Annotated in this window: 15 protein-coding genes and 1 pseudogene; all 16 read right to left on the bottom strand. The window is 42.0% G+C overall.

Annotated elements, in window-relative coordinates; translation table 11 throughout:
- Positions 1–80 precede the first annotated feature (80 nt).
- The 16 genes and pseudogenes from atpE to K0R93_RS02665 all read right to left on the bottom strand — a co-directional run bounded on the left by atpE (position 81) and on the right by K0R93_RS02665 (position 13,365).
- Complete coding sequence (gene atpE, locus K0R93_RS19255) at positions 81–290, bottom strand: ATP synthase F0 subunit C (RefSeq protein WP_442870171.1); 210 nt, start codon at positions 288–290, stop codon at positions 81–83.
- A 51-nt stretch (positions 291–341) separates the two neighbouring features.
- Positions 342–593, bottom strand: a pseudogene (locus K0R93_RS19250) (ATP synthase Fo subunit C); the annotation flags it as partial.
- Positions 594–685: 92 nt separating this feature from the next.
- Positions 686–1,384: a F0F1 ATP synthase subunit A gene (atpB, locus tag K0R93_RS02730; RefSeq protein WP_300297215.1), complete on the bottom strand. Its 699-nt coding sequence runs from the start codon at positions 1,382–1,384 to the stop codon at positions 686–688.
- The gene (locus K0R93_RS02725; protein WP_300297213.1) at positions 1,384–1,791 is read right to left on the bottom strand and encodes an ATP synthase subunit I; all 408 of its coding nucleotides are present in this window, start codon (positions 1,789–1,791) and stop codon (positions 1,384–1,386) included. Before K0R93_RS02725 ends, atpB begins: the two co-directional genes overlap by 1 nt.
- Before the next feature lie 41 nt (positions 1,792–1,832).
- Positions 1,833–2,054, bottom strand: a complete 222-nt coding sequence (locus tag K0R93_RS02720) for an AtpZ/AtpI family protein (protein ID WP_300297211.1) — start codon at positions 2,052–2,054, stop codon at positions 1,833–1,835.
- 344 nt (positions 2,055–2,398) lie between these two features.
- Positions 2,399–3,214: a 3-keto-5-aminohexanoate cleavage protein gene (locus K0R93_RS02715; protein ID WP_300297208.1), complete on the bottom strand. Its 816-nt coding sequence runs from the start codon at positions 3,212–3,214 to the stop codon at positions 2,399–2,401.
- A 189-nt stretch (positions 3,215–3,403) separates the two neighbouring features.
- On the bottom strand, positions 3,404–4,762 hold the full coding sequence (locus K0R93_RS02710; protein ID WP_300297205.1) for an aspartate aminotransferase family protein: 1,359 nt from the start codon (positions 4,760–4,762) through the stop codon (positions 3,404–3,406).
- A 276-nt stretch (positions 4,763–5,038) separates the two neighbouring features.
- Entirely contained in the window at positions 5,039–5,377 is a 339-nt protein-coding gene (locus K0R93_RS02705; protein WP_300297202.1) for a DUF3870 domain-containing protein, read from the bottom strand.
- Between the two features lie 251 nt (positions 5,378–5,628).
- Positions 5,629–6,756 (bottom strand): non-hydrolyzing UDP-N-acetylglucosamine 2-epimerase, encoded by a 1,128-nt coding sequence (gene wecB, locus K0R93_RS02700; protein ID WP_300297200.1) that lies wholly within the window; start codon positions 6,754–6,756, stop codon positions 5,629–5,631.
- Positions 6,757–6,986: 230 nt separating this feature from the next.
- A complete protein-coding gene (locus tag K0R93_RS02695; protein WP_442870170.1) occupies positions 6,987–8,042 on the bottom strand; it encodes a glycosyltransferase family 4 protein in 1,056 nt (351 codons plus the stop codon).
- Positions 8,043–8,133: 91 nt separating this feature from the next.
- Complete coding sequence (locus K0R93_RS02690; RefSeq protein ID WP_300297194.1) at positions 8,134–8,580, bottom strand: deoxycytidylate deaminase; 447 nt, start codon at positions 8,578–8,580, stop codon at positions 8,134–8,136.
- A 446-nt stretch (positions 8,581–9,026) separates the two neighbouring features.
- A complete protein-coding gene (gene upp, locus K0R93_RS02685) occupies positions 9,027–9,656 on the bottom strand; it encodes a uracil phosphoribosyltransferase (RefSeq protein ID WP_300297191.1) in 630 nt (209 codons plus the stop codon).
- A gap of 90 nt (positions 9,657–9,746) precedes the next feature.
- Positions 9,747–10,196: a ribose 5-phosphate isomerase B gene (gene rpiB, locus K0R93_RS02680; protein WP_300297188.1), complete on the bottom strand. Its 450-nt coding sequence runs from the start codon at positions 10,194–10,196 to the stop codon at positions 9,747–9,749.
- 167 nt (positions 10,197–10,363) lie between these two features.
- Positions 10,364–11,062 (bottom strand): low molecular weight protein arginine phosphatase, encoded by a 699-nt coding sequence (locus K0R93_RS02675; RefSeq protein WP_300297185.1) that lies wholly within the window; start codon positions 11,060–11,062, stop codon positions 10,364–10,366.
- 249 nt (positions 11,063–11,311) lie between these two features.
- On the bottom strand, positions 11,312–12,400 hold the full coding sequence (locus K0R93_RS02670) for an L-threonylcarbamoyladenylate synthase (protein WP_330684986.1): 1,089 nt from the start codon (positions 12,398–12,400) through the stop codon (positions 11,312–11,314).
- Positions 12,401–12,624: 224 nt separating this feature from the next.
- A complete protein-coding gene (locus K0R93_RS02665; RefSeq protein WP_300297182.1) occupies positions 12,625–13,365 on the bottom strand; it encodes a ZIP family metal transporter in 741 nt (246 codons plus the stop codon).
- Between the last annotated feature and the right edge of the window lie 131 nt (positions 13,366–13,496).

Raw genomic sequence — 13,496 nt, 5'->3', positions numbered from 1 at the left:
TGATTGTCATTATGCATCACTGCATGTTTCACATATAGAACAGGGTTTTATTTTGAAAAACCGCCGTTCCTCCATTATATTTATAATAATTTCACTAATGGATTTGCGAACATGAGAACCAAAGATATTATTAGAGCATAGATACCAGTTGTTTGCGCTACTGCTTGACCAAGGAACATGGCTCTTATGATGTTGGATTGATACTCAGGCCTTCTTCCGGTAGCCTCCGTACCCTTACCAGCAGCATAACCCTGGCCTATACCAGGTCCTATTCCTGCAATCATGGAAATTCCAGCACCTAATGCCGATGCAACAAGGATGATTACTGCACCCTCCTGCGTAACAATAGGATTACCAAACAGTAGAATTAATGAAACAACTAGTGCCAATATACCCGAAGTCTCTGCAACGGCAGCTCCTAATAGCATTACCAGAGTGGCTTGTTTTGAAGCCTTTGGATTAATGCTCACTGCCTCTGCCCCTTTTCCGGCTGCATATCCTTGACCTATCCCTGGTCCGATCCCAGCAATCATAGCCATTCCAGCACCGATTGCCGAAGCTGCAAGGATCAGAGCTTTACGGTCAAATGTCATCAGCCAATCAAGGAACTTTACAATAAAGTTGGCGTCTTCCATATTCATTTGTCCCCCTTTAGCTTATTGCATCCTCCTTCTTGCAGAATTTACTAATCCATTGCCCCTGAAACGAATACCATCGTCAGCATGGCGAAAATAAAGGATTGTAAAACACCTGCAAACACGTCAAAGTACAAGTGTAACACCGCTGGAATTCCGGTTTGTAAAACAGGAATTGAGATTCCTAAGTTTGTACTTAGGCCTCCTAGGGCACCATAAAGCAAGTTCATGATGATAAGCCCTCCAACAATGTTACCGAAGAGACGGAATGATAGTGAAATAGGCGTTGCAAGTTCACCAATAATGTTCAGTGGGAGCATTACCGGGAAAGGTTGTAAGAAACCCTTTAAATAAGTGCCAACTCCTTTTCGCTTCATACCGAAGAAATGGATCATGAAAAATGTTAATAGGGCCAAGGCCATGGTGGTGTTTACATCGGCTGTCGGTGGTCTAAAACCAAACAAGCCTGCAAGGTTTGCGCATATGAGGTACATCATCATAGTACCGATATAAGGTGCAAATGCCTTTTTGTCTTCTCCCATGGTCTGAGCAGTGAGTTTGTATACCATGTCTACTAATAGTTCGATCACATTTTGTAGTCCCTTGGGCACTTTGTCAAACCGTCTAGTTGCAACAAGTGCAAAAATGGTTAGGACCGCCATAATGATCCAAGTAGTAGTTACAGTTTCCGTAACCGGAATGCCTCCTGGCAACTCAAATATGACTCTTGGGCCAAATCCTCCTTCCACTATTCTTCCTCCTTTCTTTTAAAGATTCTTTTTGAAAATAATATAGTAAATAGGTTTGTACCAATAATGACAAACTTAATGGTGAACAAACCTAGTACTGCCCCCAATACATTTAAATAATTCGCTTTGATACAAACAAAGATCACCACTGCATTGATGAAAAAACGAATAAAGTATTTAGAACTTGTATACACCTGGGCATGCCCTGGATTCATGGTTACCGCCTTTTCCAAGGTTAACGCCAGATTTCTAAAGTTCAATATGCTGATCAGCGTGCCAAAAATCAAAGCATAAATAAAAGGCCTCGGCTCTTGGAAAGACATAAAAGCAGCAGCAGCAATCAATATCATGATGATAAGTGTGTACTTAACAATCTTTACCTGTATGTCCCATGTATATCCTAGCATAAGCTCGAAGCACTTCCTTCTGTAGGGTTATAACTCTATATTTATTTCTTTTGAATGGAATTCATGACAATTTTGTATACACTGACAAAGGAAGCACCAACACCAGCAATGGTACAAATAATCAGGAAACGGTTTCCCGTACTAGCGTACTGATCCATTTTATTGCCTATATATACACCCGTGAAAATAGGGATCGACATTGCCAATCCTATATATGTTAAAAGAGAAAGGTTTTTTAGGAAGTTCAAATTTTTATTTTCCATGAGAATTCCCTTCTTTCTCATTATAGCATTACTATCTAAATATACAACCAATTACGAATATTTATGAAGATTTTTTTGATAATAAATTAACGATTTTATCAGAACACACCTATAGAAATTTCGACTTTTTTTTCAAATTTCCTTCTTTTCTATTACGTAAATTTAAAAAATACCAAGCACAGTCATTGTTCCTTGCAATGACTGTGTTTAGTATTTCACCATTATGTGGAATTATTCAATCCGCTCCTAGCTTTTCGCTACTGGCTACTAGCTAAAGACTTCTGGGATGTTCTGTAAGATTTTAAGCGAGAGGCCAGTGGCGAGCAGCGAGTAGCCAACAGCCCTTACATGATCCCCAAAATCCTCTTCGCTTCCTCCACCGATGCGATTTCTCGTCCCACTGCCTTGGCAATCTTAATGATACGCTCCACCAATAATGGGTTAGTGGCTGGAATCCCTCTTTCCAGTTCTAATACATCCTCTAATCCCGTTCTCACGTGACCACCCATGAGGATCGCCATGGTCAGCATGGTGACTTGGGATCGCCCAATGCCAGACACTGTCCAAGTAGAACCCTGTGGCAGGCTCTCCACCATGAAAAGGAGGTTTTTGGTTGTTCCTTCAATCGATCCAGGTACATTCATTACCAGGTTGAAATGCAAGGGTCCTTTCAATACGCCTTTCTTCAGAAGTTGTTTTGCATTGGAGATCATTGCTACATCGAAGGCTTCAATCTCGGGCTTGATTCCATGGGCATACATCTTGACAGCCAAAGCATTGATTAGATCTGGTGCGTTAGCATTTACAGCACTGGGAAAGTTCGATGACCCCGTAGACAAACTTGCCATATGAGCATTGAGATCCAGCATTTGGCCTCTCCACGCCACGGTGTTATCTCCACCTCTGGCTCCAGTGGATACTTGCTTGATTATATCCACCCTTTCCTGATCCAGCCGATCCAGCACTTCCTTGAACAATGTTCTATCACTGGTAGGCTGCCCTTGTGCATCCCTCACATGGATGTGGGCAACAGCTGCCCCTCTTTCGTGACATGCCTTTATATCCTTTACGATTTCATCCACTGTTATAGGTACACTGGGATTCATTGCCTTCGTCGGCACATTCCCTGTGGGTGCGATGGTTATTATTAGTTTATCCATGGATTAATTCCCCCTTTTTGATATGAAAACTTCGGTGCGCGGTACACGGTACGTGGTGTCACGGAGTTATTTTCGCCTCTCGCTACTCGCTGCTGGCTATTCGCTTTTTAAAAACCTATTACAAATTAATGTCCACCCGCAAAGGGTTTTGCCCTGGTCTCGCTCTTAAACTTAACCTTAGCCTCAACCTTAACCTATATCCCTAATCGTTCTTCTAATCCCTCTCTCTAACCCTTCAAACAACTCGTCAACCTGTTCTTTGGTGATGTTTAGTGGTGGGGCGATGAGAATGTGATCTCCGTGGGTACCATCTACAGCACCGCCGCCTGGATATGGGACGATACCTTCCTCCATACAGTTTACCGTGAGCTTTCCTCTGACATTCTGCTGGGCTTCAAAAGGTTCTTTTGTCTTCTGATTTTTGACTAGCTCTATACCTATCATCAAGCCTTTGCCCCGGATGTCCCCTATGATTGGATACTGATACAAACTACGAAGCTTCTCTAAGAGGTATTCTCCTTGGAGCTCTGCGTTTTTCACCACATGATCCCGCTCCAGTATTTCTATTACCTTAGCTGCAATGCCACAAGACAAAGGATTCCCTGCATAGGTATGCCCATGGATAAATTGGCCCGAGCCTTCTACCATAATCCTATTGAACACCTTTTGGGAGGCGATGGCAGCCCCAATCGGTGTATAGCCACAGCTCATTCCCTTAGCAGCAGTAATGATGTCCGGCACTATACCATAATGATTTACACCAAACTTTTTTCCAGTCCTTCCAAAACCAGCCATTACCTCATCTACAATCAGCAGTATGTCATATTGATCGCAGATTTCTCGTACCATTTCAAAGTATATCTTGGTTGAATGAATTCCTGGGCAAGCTGCCCCTACTACTGGCTCTGTGATAAAGGCTGCAATTTTTTCTGCGCCTTGTTTTAATATCTCAGCCTCAAGTGCCTCCGCAGCTTTTACACTGGTCTCCTCTAGGGTTTCACATCCCCAGGGATTTCGATAATGATAAAACTGTGGAATCTTTGGGAAATCCAGCAGCATAGGTTCGTAGATTCTTCTTCTTTCAGGGATGCCTGTCATGGAAAGGGCACCCATGGTATTGCCATGGAAAGCATGCCATTTTGAAATCACCTTCCATTTCGTTGACCCTTTTCCATCCCTTTCGATAAAGTACTGTCTTGCCATCTTGATGGCTGTTTCTGTAGCCTCTGAGCCGCCAGAAACAAAATACACATGATTCAAATCCCCCGGTGTCCAGTCAGCTACCTTCGCTGCACATTCTTCAATGGTATCCACGGTCCATCTTGATAAATGGGTAAAGGCAATCTTTTTCATCTGTTCTTCAGTATAGGCTGCTATTTCTTCATTTCCATGACCAATGTTGGCTACAGCCGAACCTGAACATGCATCGATATACTGCTTTCCGTTTACATCATATAGATAGATGCCCTCTCCCCGGTCTATCTTTGGATAGTGCCAGTTCTGATTTCGATAAAAAACATTATTCTTTGGCGCTTTGTTTTGACTCATGTTGATGTGTACCTCCTTTAAGTTGTAATTTTACAATCGTTTTCTATTTTCTCATTAAGATCTTGCATCTCTGGTTAGCAGTTAGCGGTTAGCCGTATTTGGGGTAGGTGCTCTGTAGTCTGGATAGGGTTGGTTTTGCTGCTAACCGCTAACTGCTAACAAAATAAGAAATCCAGCACAAAAACAGCTTAAGGTTTTCCCTTAAATGTTTCGTACTGGATTTTACTCACTTAGTCATTGTGGGTTGCACAATCACTGCAAGGAAAGCAGTCTTTTTTAGATATTCATTTCATTTCGCCAAGTCATATAACGATCATAGGTGGCCTTAAGGGCTACACAGATGGCCTTTTGAGACAAGCCATGAAATCGATACTTTACCTTTTCAATCAGGGCATCGATTCCCTCTGTGTGAAGATTATGACCGACAAGAACTTGTTTTAGAAAACTCCTAGCTTCTTCTGTAATCAAAGTACAAGAAGAATCCTCAATGATACCTGTATCTTTATGAATAATCAACCCCACGCCCACGACCTTATGAAGGTTAGCCGCCGGCATCTCCCCTGGCAGCTTTGCATAGGAGATAAAATACACTGTATCATCACTATATGTTCTCATAGGGTTACCCCCTTAAGTCAGGTTCACGGTTTACGGTGTCACGGACTTTGAATATGTCATTAATTTACACTTCTATTTTATTATCTTTGAAAAGCTATTTCAATAGATTTGCATAAATTTTCTAGATATTCGTAGGGAACGGCCCCTGTGCCGTTCCATTGGTTCGAATCCCTATCATTGACGGACCGCCACAGAGGGCGCTCCCTACATTTTATCTCACATAGAAACATTTTTCATCCCATCATAAAATATCAACATTCTTCCTTAAAATACTCTAAGATCGCCTCTACAGTCCTTTTGGCGGCGGTGCCATCGCCGTAGGGATTTACAGCATTGGCCATTTGGTCGTAGGCTTCTTTGTCGTGGATCAATTCTTCCATGAGCGCTACAATTCTTTCCTTCTCAACGCCAGCGATTTTTACGGTCCCTGCCTCCACTGCCTCGGGGCGCTCCGTTTCTGTTCTTAAGACCAAAACAGGCTTACCTAGGGCAGGTGCCTCTTCCTGAATGCCTCCTGAATCCGTTAACAACATATAGGCTCTTCCTTGCAGATTCGCAAAAGGTTCATAATCCAAAGGCTCTATGATATGTACGTTCTTTACACTTCCTAAAATCTCAGCAGCTAGATTTCTCACTTGGGGATTTAAATGGATTGGGAATACAATTTCAATATCCTCATTCTTCTCCGCCACTTCTCTGATGGCAGAAAAGATATTCACCATAGGATCACCTAGGTTTTCTCTTCTATGGGCTGTCATAAGAATAACTTTCTTATTCTTATAATCCAACTGATTTAACAAATCATTTTCAAAATGATAATCTTCTTTAATCACCTGCAATAGCGCATCGATAACCGTATTTCCCGTCAATACGATATTCTCTTCCTTGATTCCCTCGGACAAAAGATTTCTTTTATTCCCTTGGGTAGGTGCAAAGTGGAGATGGGTCAATCTCCCTGTCAGCATGCGGTTGGCTTCCTCTGGATAAGGAGAATAGATATTCCCGCTTCGTAATCCTGCTTCCACATGCCCTACCTTCACCTGCTGATAAAAAGATGCTAACGCCCCTGCAAAGGTTGTCGTCGTATCCCCATGAACCAACACCATGTGGGGTTTTACTTCTTTGATTACTTCTTCAAGCCCCAACAACACGCGAGAAGTTATCTCACTTAGGGTTTGTCCTGCCTTCATGATATTCAAATCATAATCAGGCTTGATCTCAAACAAATCCAATACTTGGTCCAGCATTTCTCGGTGCTGGGCTGTGACGCATACAATGGATTCAATCTCCTCATGCTTCTCCAGCTCTTTCACCACAGGTGCCATCTTAATGGCCTCGGGCCTTGTCCCAAAAATGGACATGATTTTTATTTTCTTCATATTTTACACCTCACTGTTTTTGCTGCTCGCTATTCGCTACTCGCCGCTCACTTTTAAAATCAAACCTATAGAAAGTACTAATCGTCTTACTTACGACTATATCAAAAGAGTATGCTAAAAAGATTACATACATAGACTAACTCAAAAGGTTTTAGCGAGTAGCCAGTAGCTAGCAGCGAGAAGCGGATTCGCTTTTCCCTAAAAAACAACCAGGAATAGGCTTCCTGGTATTATTCTTTCAATGTACTTTTTTGTTTCTGGAATCTTGGAATACCAATGGTCATATACATCATGCCACTGGCCACAAGTAAAATAGCCAATGCATCGATCATCTTACTGCTGGACATAAAGCCTGCACTTAGCCCCAATGTAGCACTAATCGTATACAGTACCAATACCGTTCTCTTCTGTCCCATGCCTGTAGAAAGCAGTCTATGATGCAAATGTCCCTTATCTGGTTCCATAATCGGTTTACCATTCAAGGCTCTTCTTAAAATTGCAAAAGCAGTATCAAAAATGGGAAGACCTAATGCCAATACTGGTACAAACGTGGCTAAAGCTGTTGCCCCCTTGATCGCACCATAAATAGAAATTGCAGAAAGCATATATCCTAAAAATAGAGACCCTGTATCTCCCATGAAAATTTTGGCAGGGTTAAAGTTATAGGGCAAAAATCCTAAACATGCCCCAGCGATGGCCAAGGTCATAATCGCAGCACTGGAGCCTCCATTGGCTTCAACAACCCAAGGAATCCAGTGAAGATCATTGATATGGGCTACATAGGATAGAGAAAGAGCCGCAATCATAGACACGCCTGCTGCCAATCCATCCAATCCGTCGATGAGGTTTACCGTATTGGTAATACCCACAATCCAAAAGATTGTTACAGGTATACTTAGAAAACTCAAATAAATAGCCGTATCTTCCATAAAAGGAATATTGAATTTACCAATTCGGAGACCGCTGTATACCAAGATGATGGCACAAACAATCTGACCTGCTAACTTGGTTTTTGCGGATAAAGGCTTGATATCATCCACAATCCCCATGGCCACAATCAAGGTACCTCCAATCAGCATGCCTGCAATTGCCTTACTCATTGGCAACATAAATAGTACACTGACCACAAATCCTAGGTAGATCGCTAATCCGCCTAATCTTGGAATTGGGGTTTTATGTACACGTCGATCATCCTTTGGCACATCAATAGCCCCTATCTTAAAGGCTAACTTTCTTGCCAATGGTGTCATCGCCAAAGAAACGACCAAAGCTATTAAAAATACCATTACGTATTTATTCACAAATAACACTCCTTATTAGACATAAGTTTACAGTGTAATTGTACATGAAAGCCATACGAAAATCAATGTCTACCCACTAAATGTTATCAAATTGTATTAATTCTATACCTGCATCTTTCAACATTTCCATAGAAAGAGCATCCGGATAATTTCCTTTGAAAACAATTCGAGTAATCCCTGCATTGATCGCCATCTTTGCACATAAGACACAGGGCTGCAAAGATGCATAAAGGGTAGACCCTTCAATACTCACACCATGGTAAGCAGCCTGAATAATTGCATTCTGCTCCGCATGTAAACCTCTACATAATTCATGCCTTTCTCCCGAAGGAATGCCTAGCTTTTCTCTCATGCATCCTATATCAAGACAATGGGGTGTCCCAGATGGCGCACCGTTATAGCCTGTAGATAGGATTCGTTTATTCTTCACTATCACTGCCCCTACCTGTCTTCTTCTGCAAGTAGAGCGGGTCTTGGCATGCTCTGCCATTTCCATGAAATATTGATCCCAATCTGGACGCATCCTTCGTATCCCCCTTAACCGCTTCTCGTCGCTCGCTTTTCGCTAATGGCTAGAACCTTTCTTTCCCTACATTGATTACATCCATATAACTATAGACGCTAATACTTACTCATTTGTTGCATTTTTCATAGAAATCGTGTAACGATTTCTATGAAAATATCTAGTTCTTTTACTTGCTACTCTACCACCAATCGCCCTATTATCGTACCCAACAGCGAGTAGCCAGTAGCGAGCAGCGAATAGCCCTTTCCTACAAACATACTTCTACATTCCTATGCCAGATTCCTGCAAGTTATTTCAAAATGGGACATGATCAAGATGTACTACTTTTTTCCATTTCGCGAATCAATCATCTCCCTCAAAAACAGCATTTTATCTATCCTATGCATCACCTATGAAAAATGTGAAAAGGGATGAACCCTTAAGGCTCACCCCTTTTATATTCTTTATTTCGTTCCGAACAATCGGTCGCCTGCGTCCCCTAAGCCAGGTACGATATAGGCATGGTCATTTAACTTCTCATCAACAGCAGCAACATAAATTTCTACATCAGGATGAGCCTCTGAAATCACCTTAATGCCTTCTGGTGAAGCGATCAAGCACATAAATCTAATGCTTGTTGCACCACGGTCTTTGATGAATTGAATTGCCGCTTTGGCAGAACCGCCGGTAGCCAACATTGGATCTAAAACAATCAAATCTCTCTCATGAACATCGGCTGGAAGCTTGCAGTAATATTCTACTGGTTCTAAAGTTTCAGGATCTCTATACAAACCAATATGTCCAACCTTCGCCGCTGGAATTAAATTTAACATACCGTCTACCATTCCAAGACCAGCTCTTAAAATTGGTACAATCCCTAGCTTTCTACCTGCTAGCACCTTCGTCTTTGTCTTACAAATAGGTGTCTCGATCTCGATTTCCTGTAGTGGCAGACTTCTTGTTGCTTCATAACCCATCAGCATGGCAATCTCTTTTATTGCTTCTCTAAACTCCTTTGAACCTGTTTCCTTATCTCGAATCAATGTCAACTTATGCTGAATCAATGGATGGTCCATCACAAATACATTTTTCATTTTCTCGCTCCTCCCATAATAGAGGTTAGAGGTTAGAAGTTAGAAGTTAGATGTACAAACCATCTAATTACTTCTTTACTCACTAGACGCCTAACCTTTGTACTTTGCTTCAATATCACCGATTTGATTTACTCTGTTCTCATGTCTTCCGCCTGCGAATTCAGTTTCTAGCCATACTTCTACGATCTTTAGGGCTAGTCCTACCCCAACAACCCGCTCTCCTAAAGCAAGTATATTGGCATTGTTGTGTTCTCTGGACATCTGAGCAGAAAAGGTATCTGTTACCACTGCACATCGGATGCCAGGTACTTTATTGGCGGAAATAGATATTCCAATTCCAGTACCACAGCAAAGAATTCCCCGCTCGCATGCACCTTCAACCACGGCCTCTGCAACCTTCATCCCAAACGCTGGATAGTCCACAGATTCAGATGAATTGGTTCCAAAATCCTGGTATGCAATGCCTCTTTCCTCAAGATATTTCTTAATCTCTTCCTTTAACTTAAAGCCACCGTGGTCACTGCCAAGGGCAATTTTCATATGTATACACCTCCCGTTAGTTGTTAGCGGTTAGCCGTTAGCAGTTAGCCAAAACTCTAAATCTTCAGTAATCTTCTAACTTCTAACATCTAACTTCTAACCTCGAACCTTATAGCCTACAACATTTTAACACTTGAGCATTTAAAATTCAACTGATATTGACGATATTATTGATGTGTTATTTTTTGGATAATTACTTTTAAAGCTTCCTCAATTTCTTTTGCACACTCTCTATAGATCCAAGAGGGTTGACCAAAGGGATCTAGTATATCCACTGAAGGCAGCATGTCCTGTAGATACGTAACTTCCCGCTGTTCATTCTCGACAGTCTTTGCCATTTCACTCTCTAATTCCTTGATTCGATCATCAATGGCCTGGAGACGGTCCATCAGCTCTTTCCTTTGATTCCTTAGGACAATAATCTCATCCTCATACTCTTTATAGAAATCTACCTTTTTCTTTCGAATGATTCCTTGCAGCTTTTCGATTTCTGTCATGATTTCCTTGTCGTCCCCCAACCTTCCAGCATACTCTTTCAAAGTAAATGTCTTGTGGGCAGCATCAGGTGCCATACTCAATACTTGTGATTTATGGTTTCTCGTCATGGTCAAAATCACATCAGCTTGATCGATCAATGGTTTCGACAAAGGTGTGGATCGATGCTTGTGTAAATCAATATTCTTTTCCTGCATCACTTGAATGGCATGCTTTGAAGCCCCTTGCCCCTTAGCCGCTGCTGTTCCCGCAGAAATAACTTTTATTCCAGCTGTTGCTTCACCGACATCCTCCAACATCTTCCGCATCATACTTTCGGCCATGCTGCTTCTGCATGTATTGCCTGTACAGACAAATAGAATTGTTTTCATTATCATTCACCTCGCTTTGAATATCATATTTCCTATGATTTCATGATCAGTGTATTAATTCGTTTGCTTAATCTAGCTTCATTCTTGTTAGCAGTTAGCGGTTAGCCGTATTTAGGTCTATCTTTGAAGAAGTACAAATTATTATGCGGTTTCATTGCATTAGCTACTGCTGTCTTTCATATTCTTTAGTGACCATATAGATCGCCCCAGATCTGCTAACCTGCTAACGGCCAACCGCTAACCTATCAACTAAACTCTCTCCACACTATTCCCCGCCGCCTTCAATAATCTATTCATAACGGCATCCCCTAAGCCTTTTCGTTCTATGGCTTCAGCCAATATGATATCTACTCCTATTTCATCGAATTCTCGAAGCACTCTAAACAAATTATTCGTAATCGTCTCTAATCTTTCTCTGCTTCCTACCGATAGAATTTGGGCATTATCATATTTATCTTTTGTCTCATCAGTTGCCATTATTCCTACTTTCATACCAGTTTTTTGTTTTTCCTGCTGTATTTGCTGAATCTTGTTTACAACAGCTTGCAACTCCCCTTCCACCACAACGACATTTGCCTTTGGTGCATAATGGGTGTATTTCATACCCGGGGACTTGGGGATTAGATGCTTTTCATCCCCTGCAGTGATGGCTCTGTCCACCACAACTTCACCAAGCACTGACGCTAAAGCTTCTTTGGTTACGCCACCTGGACGAAGAATCATAGGAACCTCACCCGTTATGTCTAACACAGTGGATTCTACACCTACTTCACAGTTGCCACCACTGATGATAGCATCTACCCTTCCCAGCAGATCCTCCACTACATGACTTGCCAGCGTAGGACTGGGCTTTCCTGATAGGTTGGCACTTGGTGCAGCCACTGGTACACCAGCCATAGCAATCAAATTCCTTGCAATAGGATGGGCAGGCATTCGAATAGCTACCGTATCCAGTCCTCCTGTAATCATAGAAGGTACAATATTGGACTTAGGGAAGACCAAGGTTAATGGACCTGGCCAAAATTTTTCCATTAAAACATGGACATGATCAGGAATATCCATAACCAATGGCTTTACATCCTCAATATTTGCTATGTGAACGATCAATGGATTGTCTGATGGCCGTCCCTTGGCCTCAAATATCTTCTTTACAGCAGCTTCATCTAAGGCATTGGCACCCAGGCCATAAACTGTTTCCGTAGGAAAAGCCACGGTTCCTCCATCTCTTAAAATATTTCCCGCCATGGCAAGCTTGTCCATGTCTATGTCATTAGGATTTATCTCCAAAATTTGTGTATGTATCAAAGTATTCACCTCTGTTTTTTTATCGCTATTCACTACTCGCCGCTGGCTTCTCGCTAAAGAAATTTAGGGCGAGTCTCTGTATGTACTATCCATTATTATACACCAAAACAGAGTGACTTAAATCCTTTTTTCAATCAGTGATGGCTAATATTACACAAGGTGTATTCCTATACCCCGGGCAGGATGACCCTGCCCCTACCAAAGAAATTCTTGAACCCTCGTAGGGGTGGGGTTTCCCCACCCGATTGTTGCTATTCCTACAATTTCACCGCCACAATCATTCCTATGATAAACCCCAGAATCACACCATAGCTGGAGATTCGGCTTTCATTTAGGCCATGGGCTTTGGGGATCAACTCTCCACAGGTGATATACAGCATGGTTCCACCTGCGAATGCTAGACAAAAAGCAATTAGTCCCTGGGAGATTTCTCCCAGGAGCACACCAACAAATGCACCTAAGCCCATGGGAATACCCACCATGATGGTATAAAGAAAAGCCTTCCATCTTGGTATCCCGCCCACACACATGGGTGTAGCCATGGAAATACCTTCAGGAATGTTATGCAAAGCAATCACGATAGAGATTCCTATCCCCAATTCTTTCGTGGCCATAAATCCCGATCCAATGGCTAAGCCCTCTGGTAAATTATGCAGCGCTACGCCTACCCCTAACAAAAATCCTGTTTTCACAAAGCTTTCTTTTGATAAAAGCAGTCCATGGCCGTGGTCATCGGAGATTTTCGTATCAAGAAAAACAATTAGTATCACTCCTGCCACAATTCCTAAAACACCAATGGATATATGACCAAGTTCAAAAGCCTCAGGCAGCAAGTCAAAGCATACAATGGCCAACATCAGACCGCTAGAGCATCCTAGGATAAAACTGAGAAACTTTCTACTGGGGTTCCTTAGAAAAAAAGCAATCAAACCGCCCAATCCAGTCCCCATCATTCCCACCGCAAAACCAATCAATGTGGTTTTTGATATGATAGACATATGTCTTTACCTCCTGTAGGGTTAGTGGTTATCTGAAGTCAATGGACGATTCTTGAATCGCCCCTACAGATCTCACCCTTAATCTTATCCTTAATATATATTCTATTTCTACCTGCAATAATACAAAAAGC

This window comes from Anaerosolibacter sp. (genome assembly GCF_029240175.1).
Classification (GTDB): Bacteria; Bacillota; Clostridia; order Peptostreptococcales; family Thermotaleaceae; genus Anaerosolibacter.
This window is presented reverse-complemented; position numbering and strand designations above follow the sequence as displayed.